We start from the raw sequence: 17,079 nt of genomic DNA, 5'->3' as shown, positions 1-17,079 counted from the left end.
CTGAAAGATGACGGAACGGACACTTTAGCGCGGCGGCGCCAGACCTTCCAATGGTGCATCGTCCACGCCCGTCGCCCGCGCCATGTCCGATCCTGTCGTCATCGTCTCCGCCGCCCGCACGCCCGTGGGCGCCCTGCTCGGCGAGCTGTCCGCGCTGCCCGCCTGGCAGCTGGGCGCCACCGCCATTGCCGCCGCGGTGCAGCGCGCCGGCGTGCCGCGCGACGCGATCGACGAGGTGCTGATGGGCAATGTGCTGACCGCCGGCCAGGGCCAGGCGCCGGCGCGCCAGGCGGCACGCCATGCCGGGCTGCCCGACGCCACCGGCGCCGTCACGCTGAACAAGGTCTGCGGCAGCGGCATGCGCGCGGTGATGCTGGCGCACGACATGCTGGCCGCCGGCAGCGCCGAGCTGCTGGTGGCCGGCGGCATGGAAAGCATGAGCCGTGCGCCGCACCTGGCCGCGGTGCGCGCAGGCGTGAAGGCCGGCGCGACGACGCTGTTCGACCACATGACCCTCGACGGGCTGGAGGACGCCTACGAGCCCGGCAAACCGATGGGCCTGTTCGGCGAACAGTGCGCGGCGAAGTACGGGCTGCGGCGCGAGGTGCTGGACCGCTTCGCGATCGCCTCGATCGAACGGGCCCGCGCGGCTGCCGACGACGGTCGCTTCGATTGGGAGCTGGCGCCGGTCGCCACGCCGGCGGCGACGCTGTCGCGCGACGAGCGCCCGCCGAAGTTGAAGCCCGAGAAGGTGACGTCGCTGAAGCCGGCGTTCAAGGCCGACGGTGTGATCACCGCGGCCAGTTCGTCGGCCAATGCCGATGGCGCGGCCGCGCTGGTGCTGATGCGCGAATCGGCGGCGCGGCGCCTGGGCGTGACGCCGCTGGCGCGCATCGCCGGGCATGCGGTGCACGCGCAGGACCCGGCCTGGTTCACCACCGCGCCCGTCGGCGCGGTGCGCAAGCTGCTGGCGCGCACCGGCTGGCGCACCGCGGACGTCGACCTGTGGGAGGTCAACGAAGCGTTCGCGGCGGTGCCGATGGCGCTGATGGAAGAACACGGCCTGCCGCACGAGCGGGTCAACGTGCACGGCGGGGCGTGTGCGATCGGCCACCCGATCGGCGCCTCGGGTGCGCGCATCCTCGTCACGCTGCTCGGTGCGCTGCGCGCGCACGGCGGCCGCCGCGGCATCGCGACCCTGTGCATCGGCGGCGGCGAAGCGACCGCGGTGGCGATCGAGCGGATGTAGCACCCGCGGCGCGCGCGCTGCCGTTCAGCCCGCGGTGCGGGCGGTGCAATTCAGCCCGCCGGCCGCAACGCGCGCAGCGCCGCGCACAACGCGTCGACATCGACCGGCTTGACCAGGTGCAGGTCGAAGCCGGCGGCGAGCGCCTGTTCGCGGTCCTGCGCCTGGCCCCAGCCGGTCAGCGCGATCAGCAGCGGGCCGTCCGGCGCCTCGGCGCGCATGCGGCGCGCAACCTCGTAGCCGTCCATGTGCGGCATGCCGATGTCGAGCAGCACCGCATCGGGCGCGAAGCCGCGGCTCGCCTCGAGCGCGGCCGGGCCGTCGTGAACCACCTGCGCCACGGCGCCCATCAGGCCCAGCAGTGCCGCCAGGCTGTCGGCCGCGTCGACGTTGTCGTCGGCGATCAGCACGCGCAGCCGGTCCAGCGGCGCCGGCTTCGCATGACCCGGGACCGCGGAGACGACCTTCGGCGCGGCCGGCCCCGCCGGTGCGGCCGACGAGGGTGCACCCCGGGGCAGGCGCACGACGAACTCGCTGCCGCGGCCGGGGCCGGGGCTGGAGGCCTCGATGCGGCCGCCGTGCAGCGCGGCCAGGCGCTGCGCCAGCGCCAGGCCCACGCCGAGGCCCCACGGCGCGCGGTCGCCCGCCTGTGCGCCGCGGCGGAACATCTCGAAGATCGCCGCCAGGTCCGGTGCCGCGATGCCGTCGCCGTTGTCGCGCACATGGAACGCGGCCTCGTCACCCGTCAGCTCGAGCGTCAGCTCGATGCGGCCGCCCGGCGGCGTGTAGTGCGCGGCGTTGATCAGCAGGTTCGACAGCACCTGCGCCAGCCGCACGGCGTCGCCGTTCATCCACACCGGCTCGGGCGGCAGCTGCATCTCGACCGCGTGACCGCGCGCATCGATCACGCCGGCGCTGGCCTCGAGCGCACTGCGCGCGACCTGGCCCAGCTCGATGCGGTCCTGGCGCAGCTCCAGCGTGCCGCGCGTCACGCGCGACACGTCGAGCAAGTCGTCGACCAGCCGCACGAGGTGGCGCACCTGGCGGTCCATCATCTCGATCAGCGGCCGCGCGCCGAGGTCCTCGCGTCCGGCCAGCAGTTGCACGCCCTGGCTCAGCGGCGCCAGCGGGTTGCGCAGCTCGTGCGACAGCATCGCGAGGAACTCGTCGCGCCGGCGCTGGTTCTCGCGGTACTCGGTGACGTCGCGCGTGGTGCCGGCGACGGCCTCGATGCTGCCGTCCGGCGCGATCACCGGCACGAAGATGTAGTCGTAGGTGCGCAGGCCGTAGGTGCCGTGGAACGGCACTTCGCCGCGGATCGGCAGGCGCGTTGCCACCACCTGCTCGATCTCGCGGTCGTGCATCTCGGCATGCCAGGGCTCGTAGCCCAGCTCGAGGCAGTTGCGGCCGATCGCCTCGTCCCAGGTCTTGCCCCACATGCCCAGCAGCGCAGCGTTCGCGTAGACGAAGCGGTGGTCGAGGTCGAACACGTAAGCCAGGTCGGGCGTGTTGTCCAGGATGGCCGCGTACAGCCGCTGCTGGCGCTGCTGTTCGGCGAGGCTGCGGCTCAGCGCTGCTTCGAGCGCCTGGCGATGCCGCGCCTCCACCGATTCCCCTGCTCCATCGCCATCGAAGGTCTCACGCACGCGAAGCCTCCTGGGTCCGGAACGTGCCGCATTGTGGCCCTACATCGGGCGAACCGTGGCAGTGGCAATCGGCATGCCCGCCCGCGCCCGCGGCGCGCGCGGCAGCACCAGCACGTCGGCCGGCACCTCGGCGAGCAGCGTGCGGGCCGTGCTGCCGAGCAGGAATTCGCCGAGCCGCGAACGGCCCTGCCGGCCGACGACGACGAGGTCCGCCGCGACCTGCTGCGCCTTCTGCAGCGTCAGCCAGCCCGCGCGGCCGTCGCCGACCGTCGCGAACACGCGCTGGCGCGGCAGCGAGGCGGCCAGGCCCCACAGCCGGTGCAGGCAGGCCGCGCGGTGGCGGTTGCGCGCGGCCTGCAGCACATCCGCCGGCGTGCCGGCGAGACGCAGCGGCGATGGCAGCGACTCGTTCATCGCGTGCAGCAGGTGCAGGGCCGCGTCCGGTGCGACCCGCGCCGCGAGGCGCAACGCCGGCAGCGCGCCGTCGTCGAGGTCGACCGGCACCAGCGCGCGGCGGTACGGCGCGCCCGGCAGCGGCGGCGCCTGCTTGACCACCAGCACCGGCCGCGCGGCGATCCGCAGCACGCGCTCCGCCGGCGACCCCAGCAGCCAGGCGCGCAGCGGGTTCGCGCGGCCGGCGGCCAGCACCAGCAGGTCGGCGCGCCCGGCGGCCTCGCCGATCCGCATTAGCGCGTCGGCCTCGCCACCCCCGGCCATCAGGCGCAGCTCGCACGGGTCGCTCACTTCGCGTGACAGGCGCCGCAGCAACCGCCGCGTGCGCTGCAGCGCGAACTCGCCGGCGCCGAAGGCGTCGCGGCCGGTGCGCCAGGGATGCACGGGCCCGGCGGCGGGCGCGGTGAGCACCGTGAGGCCGGCCTGCTGCTCGGACGCCAGCTGCACCGCACGCTGCAGGGCCGGCAGCGCGTCGTCGCCGAGGTCGGTGACGAGCAGGATCGAGTGAAGGTTCGGCATGGCGCTACAGCGTGAAGTCGCCGCTGGCTTCGGGCTGGAACAGCAGCGCGCGCACCTGCGCCTGCGCCGCCCGGCCGCCCGGCGTGTGCCACTGCGCCTGCATGCCCACGCGCAGGCCGAGCAGGCCGGCGCCCACCGGCGACAGCACCGAGACGAAGCCGGCCGCCGGCTCGGCGTCCTCCGGGTAGCAGACGGTCAGCACCTGGCGGCGGCCGGTGCCCGGGTCCTCGAGCTCGGCGCGCGAGTACATCGTGACGACGTCGGGCGCCACCGCACGCGAGGGCACGATGTCGGCCGCATCGAGCGCCGCGCTCAGCGCGGCGATGCCGGCTTCCTGCGGCGACGCGCCGTTGCCGCGCAGCAGGTGGGTCAGTCGGGTGTGGTCCAGCTCGGTGAGCGTGCGCTCGAGCGGGACGAGGGTCTGCATCGACATCGTGCATGCCTTTCGATCGGTCGGCGGGCGCCGCGATGACGCGGGCACGCCGGATGCGCGGGCAGCGAGGGCCCGGCGATCGAATGGTTGCGCGAAGGGGTCAGGGTCGGATCGCCGGGCTCAGGGAAGTGCGGCCCGGTGTGGCCATGGATGCAGCAAGCGGTTCATGGCTCGGCATGCTAAGGGTGCACGGCCGAAGTCGTGCGGCCCGCGCGCAGAGGCCATGCATGCGTTGCCGGATTGGCTTGACGCCGTGCGCGCCGCGTGCCCTCAGGCCGCCGCGAGCGCCGGCCGCTTCAGCGGCGCCTCGCGGATCGGCAGGTTCACCAGCGCCGCGAGCAGCGCCAGCGCGGCGTCGGCCCACCACATCCACGTGTAGTTGCCGGTGTTGACCACCGCCAGCCCGCCGAGCCACGCGCCGAAGAAGCCGCCGATCTGGTGGCTCAACAAGGTCAGGCCGAACAGCGTCGCGAGGTAGCGTGTGCCGAAGAGCTTGGCGGTCAGCCCGGCCGTCGGCGGCACGGTGGCCAGCCAGGTCGCGCCGAGCACCGCGGCGAAGACGTAGAAGGTCATCGGCGTCTTCGGCGCGGCCAGGTAGACCAGCACCGCGATGGCGCGCGTGAAGTACATCCAGAACAGCAGCCACTTCATGCGGTAGATGTTGCCCAGGTGGCCGACCGTCAGGCTGCCCGCGATGTTGGCCAGGCCGATGATCGCCAGCGAGGTCGACGCGACGCCGGCACTCAGCCCGCACAGCCCCACTTCGCCCGGCAGGTGGGTGACGAGGAAGGCGATGTGGAAGCCGCAGGTGAAGAAGCCCGCATGCAGGCACCAGTAGCTGCGGTCGCGCAGCGCGATGCGCACCTGCTCGCGCAGGCCCGTCTCGGCCGGCGCGGCGGCGCCGGCGGCGGTCGCGGCAGGCGCGGGCTTCTTCGTGCCGCCCAGCCACAGCCCGAGTGGTGCGGTGGCCAGCGCGGCGACGGCCATCATCCACATCGCCTGCATCCAGCCGAAGGCCTGCAGCACCGCCTGGTTCAGCGGTGCGAACACGAACTGCCCGAAGCTGCCGCCGGCGTTGATGAAGCCGCTGGCGAAGGCACGGCGTTCCGGCGGCAGATGTTGGGCCGTCGCGCCGATCAGGATCGAGAAGCTGCCGGCCCCGGCGCCGGCGGCGCTCAGCACGCCGAGCGCGAGGATCAGGCCCCACTCGCTTTTCACCATCGTCGTCAGCACCGTGCCCAGCGCCAGCAGCACGGCGCCGACCACGATGACGCGGCCGGGGCCGTAGCGGTCGGCCACCGCGCCGAAGACCGGCTGCGAGGCGCCCCAGACGAACTGGCCGATGGCCATCGCGAAGCTGATCGTCGCGATGCCCAGGCCGGTGCTGGTGTTCAGCGGCGACACGAACAGGCCGAGCGACTGGCGCGCGCCCATCGTGATCATCAGGATGGCCGCGGCGACGAGCATGAAGAGCCAGACCTGGCCGCCCGTCTGGGCAGCGGCGGGCGGGGCGGTGGCAGCGGTGGCGGCGGTGGCGGAAGCGGTCGGCTGGGCAGGCTGGGCGGACATGCGCGGCTTTCTGAATCGGATGTCGGAACGGCAGGCGTGGACGCGTCTTTCGCGCGTCATCAGGAGCCGGAGGCGTCAGCCGCTGTCGGCCGGCGCCGGACGGAACAGCGGCGTCACCTGGTCCAGCCAGGCATGCAGGCCGGCGACGGTGGTGTCGCCCAGCGTGCGGTTGACCTCGAGCTGCGCTCGCTTCCAGTGCGGGCGTGCGGCCTGCCAGGCGGCCGCGCCGTCGGCGGTGACACGCGCCAGCCGCACGCGGGTATCGGCGGGCGACGGCGCCAGCGCCACCCAGCCCTGCGCGATCAGCGGCTTCAGGTTGCGCGTCAGCGTCGTGCGGTCCATGTCGAGCCGGTCGGCCAGCACGGTCAGCGGCAGACCGTCGGCGCCGCCCTCGCGCTGCATCACCGACAGCATCGAGTACTGCGTGACGCGCAGCCCGGCCGCGGCCAGCGAGCGGTCGTACACCGCGGTGACGCGGCGCGACAGCCGGCGCAGCTTGGCGCAGGTGCACCCCCCGGGGGGCGTCGTCGGCGCGGCACCGGATGCGGGTATCGCGCGGGTGGGGTCGGCAGGCATCGGGCGAATATAGTGCATATGCACGTATCGGCCCGGACCATGGCCACCCTGTCGGCGGCACGGTCTTCCAGCGGGATCGGCGGCTCGCCGCCGGGCGCGGCGGTCGTCAGCCGGCCGCGGCGATCACCAGCCAGCCGCGGCAGTCATCAGCCGCCGCAGCGAACTTCAGCCGGCTGCGGTGCTCATCAGCCGCCCTCGGCGGCGCGCACCAGCAGCACCGGCACCGGCGCGAGGCGCAGCACCTGTTCCGCGTCGCTGCCCATCAGCAGCCGGCCGACGCCGCGGCGGCCGTGCGTGCCGATGACCACCAGCTCCGCGGGCCAGGCGGCCGCCTGCTCGACGACGCGGTCGCAGACGCGGCCGCCCAGCGTGTCGTCGAGCACCGTGTCCACGGCCACGCCCGCCGCGGCGGCGCGCGCCTGGCCGGCGGCGAGGATCTGCTCGCCGCCGTCGCGAAGCAGCTTGAAGGTATCCGGCGAGGCGCCCGCGAACGCGCTCGCGCCGCCGAGGGCGACCGACAGCTCGTCGACCACGTGCAGCAGGCGCAGCGAGCCGCCGGTGAGTTTCGCGAGGCGGATCGCCTCGTCGAGGCCGCGGTTCGACGGCGCGCTGCCGTCCACCGGCACCAGGATGCGTTGGTACATGAGTCCTCCTTGTCGAGATGCGACCCAGTCTCGCCGCGCGCCGGCGGAGGGCGCTTGCGGCGCGTCAAGCGCACCCGCGCGGGTCAGCGCAGGGCCACCGACACCGCGCCGAAGTAGACCAGCAGCGTCAGCACGTCCTGGATCACCGTGGCCAGCGGCCCGCTGCCGTAGGCGGGGTCGAGCCCCACGCGGCCGAGCAGCCAGGGCAGCCCGATGCCGATGCCGGTGGCCAGCGCGCTCGCGGCGCCCAGGGCGCCGGCCACCGCCGTCGCGAGCGACCAGTCGCCGAAGGTGAAGCCGACCAGCGGCCAGGTGATGGCCGCCAGCGTCGCCCCGATCAGCGCGCCGGTGCGGATCTCGCCGCCGAGCAGCCGGGCGAGCCCGGCGTGGCTGAGCGACAGGCCGCGCACCGCCACCGCTTCGCTCTGCGTGCCGATCGCGTCGGCCAGGTAGACCAGCGCCGGCACGAAGAAGCCGATCGCCGGCCGGTGCGCCAGCTCGGCCTCGAAGCGCGACATCACCCAGGTGGCGACGATGCTGCCGAGCAGCCCGACGATCAGCCACGGCAGCCGGTGGCGCGCGCGGCGCAGCGGCGGCGCATCGATCGCCTCGCGGGCGCGGCGTGTCTCGCGGCTGATGCCCGCCAGCCGGTGCAGATCTTCGACATGCTCTTCGCGCAGGATGCGCAAGAGCTCGGGCGTGCCGACCACGCCGAGCAGGCGGCCGTCGGCGCCGGTCACCGGCAACGCCGGGAGGTCGTGGTGCAAGGCCAGCGACGCGACACGCTCCTGGTCGGTGTGCGGATGGATCCGAGGCAGGTCGCGGATCGCCGCGTCGCCGACGGGCTGCCCGTCGTCCAGGCGCAGCAGCGCCGCGGCGGTGACGATGCCCAGCGGACGCAGCGCGTCGTCGACCAGGCAGACGAACTCGGCGGCCGTGCCGTGGCGGTCGCCAACAGGGGCACCCCGCAGGCGCGCGCGCACGGCGCCGGCCAGTTCTCCGGCCCGCGCCAGCGGCACATCGCGGCGCATGTGCGCGCCGGCGCTGTCGTCGTGCGGTGGCGCCGGCGCGGCACCCGCGCGCAGCCAGGCGGGCCGTGCTGCATCCATCGCCGGGAGTCTAGGAAGCGATGTGAGCGACCGGCTTGCGCGCCGTCAAGGCCGCCGGCGGCACCGACCGGCCCAATGCGGTCCATCCGACGCCGACCTGCCAACGAATGATCGACGCTTCGCTCGCCCTGCTCGCCGCCCTCGCCGTCGGCCTGATCATCGGCCTCGAACGCGGCTGGCGCGGCCGCGAGCTCGCCGCCGGTGGCCGAGTCGCGGGGCTGCGCACCTTCGCGCTGGTCGGCCTGCTCGGCGGCGTGCTGGGGGCGCTGGTCGGCCCCGCGGGCGCCTGGCCGCTGGCCGCCGGGGTGCTGGCGCTGGCGGCGCTGAACGTGGCGGCCTACCGCGAGTCGGTGCGCGCCAGCGGCAGCCTCAGCGCGACGACGGCGGTGGCCCAGATGCTGACCCTCGCGCTGGGCGCGCTGGCCACGCTGGGCCAGCCGGTGGCGGCGGTGGCCTGCGCGGTGGTGGCAGCGGCACTGCTGGACCTGCGCTCGACGCTGCACCGCTGGCTGCGGCAGATCGAGCAACGCGAGCTCAATGCGGCGCTGCAGATGCTGGTGCTGTCGCTGGTGGTGCTGCCGCTGCTGCCGGACCGCAGCTTCGGGCCGATCGAGGGGCTCAATCCCTACCGCCTGTGGTGGGCCGTCGTGCTGGTGGCGGGACTGTCGCTGTGCGGCCACGTGGCGATGCGGGCGACCGGCGCGCAGCATGGCCTGCTGTGGACCGGGCTGCTCGGCGGCCTGGCCTCGTCGACGGCCGCGACGCTGGCACTGGCGCGACGCCAGCGCGCCGATCCGGCGCTGCGCGAGGCCGCCAGCGCGGGCGCGCTGTGCGCCTGCGCCGTGATGTTCGTGCGCGTCGCGCTCCTGCTGCTGTCGGTGGCACCGGCCCTGGCGGCGCAACTGATCGGCCCGCTGCTGGCCGCTGCAGCGCTGCTGCTGGTGGCCGGCCTGCGGCGCTGGCGCCGCCGGGGCGACGCCCCCGAGGACCATGGCAGCGACCTGCCCCCGTTCGAGCTCGGCACCGCGCTCGGCTTCGGCGCCTACCTGGCGCTGGTCACGGTGCTGGTGGCGCTGGCGCGCGACCACCTCGGCAGCGCCGGCCTCGTCGGCTCGGCGCTGGTCGCCGGGCTGGCCGACGTCGACGCCATCACGATCTCGCTGGCGCGGCTGCAGGCCGCGGGCGGCACGCCGGCCTCGACGGCGCTGCTGGCGATCGGCGCGGCGCTGCTGTCGAACCTCGTCGCCAAGGCGGCGATGGCGCGTGCGGCCGGCGGCCCGGCATTCGGCCGGGCGATCGCCGCAGGGTATGCCGGCGCGGGCGCCGCAGCCGCCGGCATCGCGCTGCTGGCCTGGCGCTGACCGCGGCGGTTGACGTTGCGCAATCCGGTGCGGCGCGGCATGCCTAGCATCGCATCGACAGGGCCGCGCGGCGGCCCGCCACCGCCTGAAGGAGCTCCCATGACCACCACCGCCGATGGCCTGAAGGCCGAACTCGAGCACGACCTGCGCAGCCTCGTGCACGACACCGAGCAGCTGCTGAAGTCGGCCGCCCGCAGCGGCGACGACGGCCTGGCCGAGTTGCGGCTGCGCCTGGAGACGCAGCTGCGCCACCTGCGCAACCGCCTCGGTGACCTCGAGGCCGGCGCGGCCGACCGCGCACGCGAGGCGGCCCGCGCCACCGACCAGGCCGTGCGCGCGCATCCCTACGGCGCGATCGGCCTGGCCGCGGCCGCCGGGCTGCTGATCGGCTTCCTGGTGGCGCGGCGCTGATGGACGGCTGGGCGTCGTCCGCGCGCGGCGTCGCCGCCACGCTGCTGGACATCGGGCAGACCCGGCTGGCGCTGGCCGCGACCGAGCTCGAGGAGGCGCGGCTGCTGCTCGCGCAGCAGGCCCTGGCCCTCGCCGGCGCGCTGTTCTTCGCGGCGCTGGGCGTGGTGTGCGGGGCGCTGGCCTGGGTGCTGCTGGCGCCACCCCCCGAGCGGCCGCTGCGGCTGGCCTGCGTGGCCGCCGGCAGCCTGGCCGTGGCGGCGCTGTGCGCGCTGGCCTGGCACCGCCGTGCGACCCGCCGGCCGGCGCTGCTGGGAGCGACGATCGACGAGCTGCGCAAGGACTGCGCCGTGCTGCGGCCGCGCGCGCCGGCATGAACACCGGCATGAGGCCCGGCATGAGGCCCGGCGCCCGTCAGCTGGCGCAGCGGCGCGAACTGCTCGTCGCCACCGCGCAGCTGCAGCGCGCCGAGCTGCGGCTGGCCTGGCGCCAGGCGCCGTGGTACGCCCCGCTGCACGGCGCCTTCACGCTGGCACCGGCGCTGCTGGCGTTGTGGCGGCGGCTGCGGCGCGGCGCGCCCCGCTGACCGGCCGGCCGGCCACCGGACGTGCACCGGGCGTTCATCCGCCCGGTGATCAGTGCAGCGCCGCGGGCCGCACCGCCGGCACCGCGAATTCGCGACCGATGGCCTTGCGGGCGAAGAAGTAGTTCAGGCGCGCGCGTTCGCTCAGCGCATCCAGCGGCACGTGGCCTTCGCGGTCGCAGGGGAAGGCCAGGCCGCGGCCCTCGACGAACAGCGACGTGAAACGAAGCTCGTAGGCAGCGGTCGCGGGCAGCGGGTTCATGGCGGCTCCTTGTTCGTTGGCCACAGCTTCGGCCGGCCATGTCAACCGCCGAACACCGGCGGGCAACCGGTCGAACGCGATCGGCAACACTGCGTGAACGCACGCAACACGTCGGTAAGCGCCCGGAAACGGCACTGCAACGCCCGCGGCGGACCATGCCGTGGTCGTCGCCCTGCCCCGTTTGCCGCCATGCGCCTGCCGACCCTCGCCTGCCTCCGCCACGCCGCCGTCGCGGCCGCCCTGCTCGCGTCGGCGCTCGCTGCACCCGCGCAAACAGCCGCCACCGAAACCTGGCGGCTGCAGGCCGCGCTGCCGTCGCCCTGGGGTGCGCCGCTCGGCACCGGCCTGCCAGCCGGCGCGCGCCTGCACCTCGCGGCCCGGTCGGTCGACGGCCCCGCGCCGCTGCGCTGCACCGGCGCGCGCCACCAGTTCATCCGCCAGCCGGCCGAAGGCCTGTTCGAGGGCCGCCTGCCGGCCCCGGCCGCGGCAGCGGCGGCCGGCCTGGGCCTGCCCGCGGGCGGCGGCATCACGCAGCGCATCACCTGCGCCAACGGCAGCTTCGACCTGCACCACGACGGCGCCGGCCGCGCCTGGCTGGGCCTCGACGGCCGCGTGCTGGTGTGGCAGCGCGACACCGTCGCGGCGACGCCCGAAGCCAGCGTGCAGGCGCTGCTGCTGCAGCACTTCGCCGGCAACATGGCCTGGACGCCGGCGGCGATCGACGCTCGCTCGCCGTGGCTGGCCCGCGCCTTCACGGACCGGCTGCGACTGTGGCTGGACGAGGCCGGCCGTGCCGACGAGCCGCCGGCGTTCGACGGCGATCCGTTCACCGACAGCCAGGAAGCGCCCGAGGCCTTCACGCTGCTGCCGGCTCAGGTGCGCGGCGACCGCGCCGAGGTGCCGGTGCGCTACAGCGGCCCCGGCCCCGCGCGCTGGCAGGTCACGCTGCTGCTGCGGCGCATCGACGGCCGCTGGCTGGTCGACGGCACGCGGCTGCGCGACGGCACGCCGCTGGCGTCGCTGCTGCCGACGCGCTGAAACCGCGCGCCCGCGCGGCGCGGCCAGTCGCCGCGAGCGTGATCAGCCCTTCTGCTTGAACGCCGGCAGCTGCTGGCCCAGCCGCGCGCCCATCGCGGCGCCCAGCGCCTGCAGCGCGTTGAACGGGCGGATCATCACCTCGAACTCGACGATGCGGCCCTGCTCGTCGAAGCGGATCAGGTCGATGCCCTTGAGCTGCTTGTCCTCGACCCGGGCGCTGAACTCCAGCACCACGTTCAGGCCGTCGTCGCTGGCGAGCTGCCGGTGGTAGGTGAAGTCCTGGAAGATCGTGATCACCGTGCGCAGCGCCAGCAGCAGTGCCGGCGCCGGGCCGTAGGCATTGAAGGCCATCGGTGAACGGAACGTCGCCTCGGGATGCACGATGGCCTCGAGCGCGGCGAAGTCCTTGCGCTCGACCAGTTCATGCCAGGCGGCGAGCGACTTCGCGACTGCGGGGTGCAGGTGGGAGGGGGCGGGCATCATCGCGAGCTTCCTTCGAACATGAATGGGTGGGGGGTCAGATCGTCGCGGCCAGGCGCGTGCCCTGGTCGATCGCGCGCTTGGCATCGAGCTCCGCGGCCTCGTGCGCGCCGCCGATCAGGTGCACCGTGCGCCCGGCGGCCTGCAGCGGCGCGACCAGGTCGCGCAGCGGCTCCTGGCCGGCGCAGATGACCACGTTGTCTACGGCCAAGGTCTGCGGCACGCCATCGATGGTCACGTGCAGGCCGGCATCGTCGATGCGCTGGTAGTCCACCGACGCGCTCATGCCGACGCCGCGCGCCTTCAGCGCGGTGCGGTGGATCCAGCCGGTGGTCTTGCCGAGGCCGTCGCCGACCTTGCTCATCCTGCGCTGCAGCAGGTGCACGCGGCGCGGCGGCTTCTCCACCGCCGGCGGCACCAGCCCGCCGGCTTCGGCATACGCGGGGTCGATGCCCCATTCGGCATAGAACTTACCGGGATTCACGCTCGCGCTGTCGCCGTGGTGCGTCAGGTACTCGGCGACGTCGAAGCCGATGCCGCCGGCGCCGACGATGGCCACCGTGCCGCCGACCGGCTTGCCGTCGCGCAGCACGTCGAGGTAACCCAGCGCCTTCGGATGGTTCACGCCCTCGATCGCCGGCGTGCGCGGCACGATGCCGGTGGCCAGCACGATCTCGTCGAAGCCGCCGTCGAGCAGCGCCGGCGCATTCACCCGCGTATTCAGCCGCAGCGTGACGCCGTGCAGCTCGAGCTGGCGGCGGAAGTAGCGCAGCGTCTCGTGGAACTCTTCCTTGCCGGGGATGCGCTTGGCGATGTTGAACTGGCCGCCGATCTCGGCGCCGGCATCGAACAAGGTCACCGCATGGCCGCGTTCGGCCGCCGTCACCGCGCAGCTCAGCCCCGCCGGGCCGGCCCCGACGACCGCGATGCGCTTCTTCGCCGCGGCCGGCTCGATCACCAGCTCGGTCTCGTGGCAGGCGCGCGGATTGACCAGGCAGGAGGTGACCTTGCCGGCGAAGGTGTGGTCCAGGCAGGCCTGGTTGCAGCCGATGCAGGTGTTGATCTGATCGGCACGGCCCTCGCGGGCCTTGCGCACGAAGTGAGCGTCCGCCAGGAAGGGCCGGGCCATCGACACCATGTCGCAGGCGCCGTCGGCCAGCAGCCGTTCGGCGACGTCGGGCGTGTTGATGCGGTTGGTCGCCACCAGCGGGATGCCCACCTGCCCCATCAGCCGCTGCGTCACCCACGCGTAGGCACCGCGCGGCACCTTGGTGGCGATGGTCGGGATGCGCGCCTCGTGCCAGCCGATGCCGGTGTTGATGATCGTCGCGCCGGCGCGCTCGACGGCCTGCGCCAGCTGGATCACCTCGGCCAGCGTCGAGCCGCCTTCGACGAGGTCGAGCATCGACAGGCGGTAGATCAGGATGAAGTCGCGGCCGACGCGCTCGCGCACGCGGCGCACGATCTCCACAGGGAAGCGCATGCGATTCTCGTAGGCCCCGCCCCAGCGGTCGTCGCGCTGGTTGGTGCGCGCGGCGATGAACTCGTTGATCAGGTAGCCCTCGGAGCCCATGATCTCGACGCCGTCGTAACCCGCGAACTTCGCGAGTGCCGCGCAGTGGACGAAGTCCTCGATCGTCTGCTCGACCTCCTCGTCCGACAGCGCATGCGGCACGAAGGGGTTGATCGGCGCCTGCAGCGCGCTGGGCGCGACCAGCTTCGGCTGGTACGAGTAGCGGCCGAAGTGCAGGATCTGCATCGCGATCCTGCCGCCTTCGGCATGCACGGCCTGCGTCACCTCGCGGTGGTGCTCGGCTTCGTCCTCGGTGGTCAGCATCGCGCCGCCCTTCAGCGGCCGGCCGCGCTCGTTCGGGGCGATGCCGCCGGTGACGATCAACCCGACCTCGCCGCGGGCGCGCTCCGCATAGAACGCGGCCATGCGGTGGAAGCCGTTCGGCACTTCTTCGAGGCCGACGTGCATCGAGCCCATCAGCACGCGGTTCGGCAGCGTCGTGAAGCCCAGGTCGAGCGGGCGCAGCAGGTTCGGGTAGGCGGACATCGTGGGGTGCTGCTCAGGGTTGTGCTGCTTTAGTGCAACTGGTTGCAGAAAGGGATGACCCGAACTGTGCAACCAGTTGCATAGACGACAGAATCGGGGCAAACCCTCGGCCGCCGCGGCCGCCGGCACCCTTTAACCTCGCGCGCCATGTCCCTGCCCCACGCCCTGCTCACCTCGCTGGTCGAACGTCCCTGCTCCGGCTCGGAGCTGGCCGCGCGCTTCGACAAGTCCATCGGCTACTTCTGGCAGGCGACGCACCAGCAGATCTACCGCGAGCTCGCGCGGCTGGAAGAAGGCGGGCTGATCGAGTCACTGCCCGAGGAATCCACCCGCGGCCGCAAACGCGCCTACCGCATCCTGCCGGCGGGCCGCAAGGAGCTCAAGCGCTGGGTCGCGCAGGGCGACGAGCCGACGCCGCTGCGCGACGAGCTGATGGTGCGGCTGCGCGCCGAAGCGGTGATCGGCCCGACCGGGCTGGACCGCGAGATCCGGCGCCGCCAGGCGCAGCACGAGGAGAAGCTGGCGCTCTACCGGCAGATCGAGGCGCGCGACTTTCCCGAGCCGCCCGCCGACCGCGAGGCCGCGCTGCAGCACCTGGTGCTGCAGGCCGGCATCCGCTTCGAGCGGCACTGGGTCGAGTTCCTCGCCGAGGCGCTCGCCATCCTCGAGCGCCCTGCCCGCGCGCCGAAGTGACCGGCGGCCTCATCAACTTCGCCGATGACCGGCGGCCGGCCGCGCGGCCGCGCATGGTGGGCGACGGCGAAGCGCCTCAGGCACCCCACCCGGCAGCACCGGAACGCTAACTTCCGATCGGAGCGGCTACGGTGAGCGGACCCCGCCGCGCCGGCGCCACGAACTCCGGCCGCAGCAGCCCGAACTGCAGCAGGTCGTGATGCCGGCCCTGCCAGAAGCCGCAGTCGCGCAGGTGGCCTTCCTGCACGAAGCCCAGGCTGCGCGCGAGGCGGATCGACGCCGCGTTCTGTGGATGGATCTGCGCCTCGACGCGGTGCAGCGCCATCTGCTCGAAGCCCCAGGCCAGCGCCGCGGCCAGTGCCTCGCCCATCAGGCCGCGTCCCCAGGCCTCGCGGCCCAGCTCGTAGCCCAGCGTGCAGCTGCGCCAGCCGCGGTTCCACTTGAAGAGGCCGCAGGTGCCGACGAGGCGGCCGTCGTCGCGGGTCTGCAGGCCCCAGCGCACCCCGGGGTTCGCCAGCTGACGCCAGCCGGCGAAGGTCTCGACCAGCTTCTCGGCCTGCGCCAGCTCGGTCAGCGGATCGGTGCCGAACCACTTCATCGCCTCGGCATCGCCGTGGATCGCGAACAGCGCCGGCGCGTCGGAGGCGACGATCTCGCGCAGCAGCAGGCGATCGGTCTCGAGGATCGGGAAGTCGCTCATCGCTTCAGCCTTCCACCGCCTCGATCTGCAAGCGCACCCGCGCGGCGCCGGACACCCGGGTCAGCGCGCGCACGCGCAGCGGCGCGCCGGCGGGCACGTCGATGCGCACGTGGTAGTCCAGGCCGTCGGTCTGGCCGGGGTTGCTGGTATCAATGCGGCGCGTCCACTGGCGGCGGCCGTCCAGCTCGACGGCCAGCTCGTGCCAGGCGCTGAGGCCCTCGGCGGGCCGGCGCACGACGAAGGCCACGTCGATGTCGAAGCGCCGCGTGCGGCCCAGCGCCGGCGGCACGTCGAGCACCGCGATGTCGGCCGGGCCGGCGTCGATGTGCCAGCGTTCAGGGATGGAGTCGGACATGCGCAGGGAGCGGGCAAATCTGGAAAGCGGCGAGCTTGCCACAGCGTGCGGGGCGCACCGCCGCCGCGCGCGATAACCTCGGTGCCGCACCCTCGCCTGACGCCGCCGCCATGCCCCGCTTCGCCGCCAACCTCACGCTGCTCTACAACGAGCACCCCTTCCTCGACCGCTTCGCCGCTGCCGCGCGCGACGGCTTCCGCGCGGTCGAGATCCTGTTCCCCTACGCCTACCCGGCCGCCGAGCTGGCGGCGCGCCTGCGCGACCACGGCCTGCAGGCGGTGCTGTTCAACGCACCGCCGGGCGACTTCGAGGCCGGCGAGCGCGGCCTTGCGGGCCTGCCCGGCCGCGAGGCGGACTTCCGCGCAGCCTTCGAACGGGCGCTGGCCTATGCCGAGCGCCTGGGCTGCCCGCGCATCCACGTGATGGCGGGCCTCGCCCCCGCGGCGACAGATCGCGCCCCGCTGATGGCGGCCTACGAAACGAACCTGGCCTGGGCGGCGGCGCAGGCAGCCAGCGCCGGGCGCGAGGTGCTGATCGAGCCGATCAACCCGCGCGACATGCCCGGCTACCTGCTGAACCGCCAGGCCGATGCGCATGCGATCGTGCAGCGCATCAGCGCCCCGAACCTGAAGGTGCAGATGGACCTGTACCACTGCCAGATCGTCGAGGGCGACGTCGCGACGAAGCTGCGCCAGTACCTGCCGACCGGCCGGGTCGGCCACCTGCAGATCGCCGGCGTGCCCGAGCGCCACGAGCCCGACACCGGCGAGCTGAACTACGCGTACCTCTTCGGCGTGATCGACGAACTCTCCGCGGCACACGGCTGGACCGGCTGGCTGGGCTGCGAGTACCGCCCCGCGCGCGGCGCGGCGGCAGGCGCCACCAGCGACGGGCTGGGCTGGATGTCGGCGCTGTCGGCGCGGTCGACCTGATCGGCACGGGCGG

General features: G+C 74.0%; 20 protein-coding genes. 8 read left to right on the top strand and 12 right to left on the bottom strand.

Annotation, left to right across the window (positions count from 1 at the left end):
- Positions 1 to 82 precede the first annotated feature (82 nt).
- Complete coding sequence (locus P1K89_RS14795) at positions 83 to 1,249, top strand: acetyl-CoA C-acyltransferase (protein ID WP_284617204.1); 1,167 nt, start codon at positions 83 to 85, stop codon at positions 1,247 to 1,249.
- 50 nt (positions 1,250 to 1,299) lie between these two features.
- Here P1K89_RS14795 and P1K89_RS14790 read toward each other — a convergent pair whose 3' ends face one another.
- The 7 genes from P1K89_RS14790 to P1K89_RS14760 form a co-directional block, all read right to left on the bottom strand.
- Positions 1,300 to 2,892, bottom strand: a complete 1,593-nt coding sequence (locus P1K89_RS14790) for a hybrid sensor histidine kinase/response regulator (protein WP_284617203.1) — start codon at positions 2,890 to 2,892, stop codon at positions 1,300 to 1,302.
- A gap of 39 nt (positions 2,893 to 2,931) precedes the next feature.
- Positions 2,932 to 3,864: a universal stress protein gene (locus P1K89_RS14785; RefSeq protein ID WP_284617202.1), complete on the bottom strand. Its 933-nt coding sequence runs from the start codon at positions 3,862 to 3,864 to the stop codon at positions 2,932 to 2,934.
- Between the two features lie 4 nt (positions 3,865 to 3,868).
- A complete protein-coding gene (locus P1K89_RS14780; protein ID WP_284617516.1) occupies positions 3,869 to 4,291 on the bottom strand; it encodes a GreA/GreB family elongation factor in 423 nt (140 codons plus the stop codon).
- Between the two features lie 276 nt (positions 4,292 to 4,567).
- Positions 4,568 to 5,764: an MFS transporter gene (locus P1K89_RS14775; protein WP_284617515.1), complete on the bottom strand. Its 1,197-nt coding sequence runs from the start codon at positions 5,762 to 5,764 to the stop codon at positions 4,568 to 4,570.
- A gap of 177 nt (positions 5,765 to 5,941) precedes the next feature.
- A complete protein-coding gene (locus tag P1K89_RS14770) occupies positions 5,942 to 6,442 on the bottom strand; it encodes a MarR family winged helix-turn-helix transcriptional regulator (protein WP_284617201.1) in 501 nt (166 codons plus the stop codon).
- Between the two features lie 185 nt (positions 6,443 to 6,627).
- Entirely contained in the window at positions 6,628 to 7,086 is a 459-nt protein-coding gene (locus P1K89_RS14765; protein WP_284617200.1) for a universal stress protein, read from the bottom strand.
- 83 nt (positions 7,087 to 7,169) lie between these two features.
- Positions 7,170 to 8,195: a magnesium transporter gene (locus P1K89_RS14760; protein ID WP_284617199.1), complete on the bottom strand. Its 1,026-nt coding sequence runs from the start codon at positions 8,193 to 8,195 to the stop codon at positions 7,170 to 7,172.
- A gap of 107 nt (positions 8,196 to 8,302) precedes the next feature.
- Between P1K89_RS14760 and P1K89_RS14755 the strand changes: the two genes are divergently transcribed.
- The 4 genes from P1K89_RS14755 to P1K89_RS14740 all read left to right on the top strand — a co-directional run bounded on the left by P1K89_RS14755 (position 8,303) and on the right by P1K89_RS14740 (position 10,550).
- Positions 8,303 to 9,556, top strand: a complete 1,254-nt coding sequence (locus P1K89_RS14755; protein WP_284617198.1) for an MgtC/SapB family protein — start codon at positions 8,303 to 8,305, stop codon at positions 9,554 to 9,556.
- A gap of 99 nt (positions 9,557 to 9,655) precedes the next feature.
- The gene (locus P1K89_RS14750) at positions 9,656 to 9,967 is read left to right on the top strand and encodes a DUF883 family protein (RefSeq protein ID WP_284617197.1); all 312 of its coding nucleotides are present in this window, start codon (positions 9,656 to 9,658) and stop codon (positions 9,965 to 9,967) included.
- Positions 9,967 to 10,341 carry a phage holin family protein gene (locus P1K89_RS14745; protein WP_284617196.1) on the top strand — a complete coding sequence of 125 codons (375 nt, stop codon included), beginning with the start codon at positions 9,967 to 9,969 and terminating at the stop codon, positions 10,339 to 10,341. The genes P1K89_RS14750 and P1K89_RS14745 overlap by 1 nt, the downstream gene beginning before the upstream one ends.
- 20 nt (positions 10,342 to 10,361) lie before the next feature.
- Positions 10,362 to 10,550 (top strand): hypothetical protein, encoded by a 189-nt coding sequence (locus P1K89_RS14740; RefSeq protein WP_284617195.1) that lies wholly within the window; start codon positions 10,362 to 10,364, stop codon positions 10,548 to 10,550.
- 49 nt (positions 10,551 to 10,599) lie between these two features.
- Here P1K89_RS14740 and P1K89_RS14735 read toward each other — a convergent pair whose 3' ends face one another.
- Positions 10,600 to 10,809: a hypothetical protein gene (locus P1K89_RS14735; RefSeq protein WP_284617194.1), complete on the bottom strand. Its 210-nt coding sequence runs from the start codon at positions 10,807 to 10,809 to the stop codon at positions 10,600 to 10,602.
- Between the two features lie 189 nt (positions 10,810 to 10,998).
- Between P1K89_RS14735 and P1K89_RS14730 the strand changes: the two genes are divergently transcribed.
- Positions 10,999 to 11,847, top strand: a complete 849-nt coding sequence (locus P1K89_RS14730; RefSeq protein ID WP_284617193.1) for a YqhG/Tai3 family protein — start codon at positions 10,999 to 11,001, stop codon at positions 11,845 to 11,847.
- Positions 11,848 to 11,889: 42 nt separating this feature from the next.
- Here P1K89_RS14730 and P1K89_RS14725 read toward each other — a convergent pair whose 3' ends face one another.
- Together P1K89_RS14725 and P1K89_RS14720 are read right to left on the bottom strand one after the other, a co-directional pair.
- The gene (locus P1K89_RS14725) at positions 11,890 to 12,330 is read right to left on the bottom strand and encodes a nuclear transport factor 2 family protein (RefSeq protein ID WP_284617192.1); all 441 of its coding nucleotides are present in this window, start codon (positions 12,328 to 12,330) and stop codon (positions 11,890 to 11,892) included.
- 34 nt (positions 12,331 to 12,364) lie between these two features.
- Positions 12,365 to 14,386, bottom strand: coding sequence for an NADPH-dependent 2,4-dienoyl-CoA reductase (locus P1K89_RS14720; RefSeq protein ID WP_284617191.1), 2,022 nt, complete (start codon positions 14,384 to 14,386; stop codon positions 12,365 to 12,367).
- A gap of 147 nt (positions 14,387 to 14,533) precedes the next feature.
- Between P1K89_RS14720 and P1K89_RS14715 the strand changes: the two genes are divergently transcribed.
- Positions 14,534 to 15,079, top strand: coding sequence for a PadR family transcriptional regulator (locus P1K89_RS14715; RefSeq protein ID WP_284617190.1), 546 nt, complete (start codon positions 14,534 to 14,536; stop codon positions 15,077 to 15,079).
- Between the two features lie 106 nt (positions 15,080 to 15,185).
- Here the strand turns inward: P1K89_RS14715 and P1K89_RS14710 are convergent, their stop codons facing one another.
- Positions 15,186 to 15,779 (bottom strand): GNAT family N-acetyltransferase, encoded by a 594-nt coding sequence (locus P1K89_RS14710; protein ID WP_284617189.1) that lies wholly within the window; start codon positions 15,777 to 15,779, stop codon positions 15,186 to 15,188.
- A gap of 4 nt (positions 15,780 to 15,783) precedes the next feature.
- Positions 15,784 to 16,134 carry a hypothetical protein gene (locus P1K89_RS14705; protein ID WP_284617188.1) on the bottom strand — a complete coding sequence of 117 codons (351 nt, stop codon included), beginning with the start codon at positions 16,132 to 16,134 and terminating at the stop codon, positions 15,784 to 15,786.
- Positions 16,135 to 16,244: 110 nt separating this feature from the next.
- Between P1K89_RS14705 and otnI the strand changes: the two genes are divergently transcribed.
- Positions 16,245 to 17,066 carry a 2-oxo-tetronate isomerase gene (otnI, locus tag P1K89_RS14700; protein ID WP_284617187.1) on the top strand — a complete coding sequence of 274 codons (822 nt, stop codon included), beginning with the start codon at positions 16,245 to 16,247 and terminating at the stop codon, positions 17,064 to 17,066.
- Positions 17,067 to 17,079: the final 13 nt, after the last annotated feature.

Source organism: Aquabacterium humicola (assembly GCF_030167915.1).
Lineage (GTDB): Bacteria > Pseudomonadota > Gammaproteobacteria > Burkholderiales > Burkholderiaceae_C > Pseudaquabacterium > Pseudaquabacterium humicola.
This window is presented reverse-complemented; position numbering and strand designations above follow the sequence as displayed.

Bases quoted from the DNA above. Each gene is read 5' to 3' on its own strand.
- P1K89_RS14795 (WP_284617204.1), top strand. From the start codon at position 83: ATGTCCGATCCTGTCGTCATCGTCTCCGCCGCCCGCACGCCCGTGGGC.
- P1K89_RS14785 (WP_284617202.1), bottom strand. From the start codon at position 3,864: ATGCCGAACCTTCACTCGATCCTGCTCGTCACCGACCTCGGCGACGAC.
- P1K89_RS14780 (WP_284617516.1), bottom strand. From the start codon at position 4,291: ATGCAGACCCTCGTCCCGCTCGAGCGCACGCTCACCGAGCTGGACCAC.
- P1K89_RS14775 (WP_284617515.1), bottom strand. From the start codon at position 5,764: ATGCTCGTCGCCGCGGCCATCCTGATGATCACGATGGGCGCGCGCCAG.
- P1K89_RS14770 (WP_284617201.1), bottom strand. From the start codon at position 6,442: ATGCCTGCCGACCCCACCCGCGCGATACCCGCATCCGGTGCCGCGCCG.
- P1K89_RS14765 (WP_284617200.1), bottom strand. From the start codon at position 7,086: ATGTACCAACGCATCCTGGTGCCGGTGGACGGCAGCGCGCCGTCGAAC.
- P1K89_RS14760 (WP_284617199.1), bottom strand. From the start codon at position 8,195: ATGGATGCAGCACGGCCCGCCTGGCTGCGCGCGGGTGCCGCGCCGGCG.
- P1K89_RS14755 (WP_284617198.1), top strand. From the start codon at position 8,303: ATGATCGACGCTTCGCTCGCCCTGCTCGCCGCCCTCGCCGTCGGCCTG.
- P1K89_RS14750 (WP_284617197.1), top strand. From the start codon at position 9,656: ATGACCACCACCGCCGATGGCCTGAAGGCCGAACTCGAGCACGACCTG.
- P1K89_RS14745 (WP_284617196.1), top strand. From the start codon at position 9,967: ATGGACGGCTGGGCGTCGTCCGCGCGCGGCGTCGCCGCCACGCTGCTG.
- P1K89_RS14740 (WP_284617195.1), top strand. From the start codon at position 10,362: ATGAGGCCCGGCGCCCGTCAGCTGGCGCAGCGGCGCGAACTGCTCGTC.
- P1K89_RS14735 (WP_284617194.1), bottom strand. From the start codon at position 10,809: ATGAACCCGCTGCCCGCGACCGCTGCCTACGAGCTTCGTTTCACGTCG.
- P1K89_RS14730 (WP_284617193.1), top strand. From the start codon at position 10,999: ATGCGCCTGCCGACCCTCGCCTGCCTCCGCCACGCCGCCGTCGCGGCC.
- P1K89_RS14725 (WP_284617192.1), bottom strand. From the start codon at position 12,330: ATGATGCCCGCCCCCTCCCACCTGCACCCCGCAGTCGCGAAGTCGCTC.
- P1K89_RS14720 (WP_284617191.1), bottom strand. From the start codon at position 14,386: ATGTCCGCCTACCCGAACCTGCTGCGCCCGCTCGACCTGGGCTTCACG.
- P1K89_RS14715 (WP_284617190.1), top strand. From the start codon at position 14,534: ATGTCCCTGCCCCACGCCCTGCTCACCTCGCTGGTCGAACGTCCCTGC.
- P1K89_RS14710 (WP_284617189.1), bottom strand. From the start codon at position 15,779: ATGAGCGACTTCCCGATCCTCGAGACCGATCGCCTGCTGCTGCGCGAG.
- P1K89_RS14705 (WP_284617188.1), bottom strand. From the start codon at position 16,134: ATGTCCGACTCCATCCCTGAACGCTGGCACATCGACGCCGGCCCGGCC.
- otnI (WP_284617187.1), top strand. From the start codon at position 16,245: ATGCCCCGCTTCGCCGCCAACCTCACGCTGCTCTACAACGAGCACCCC.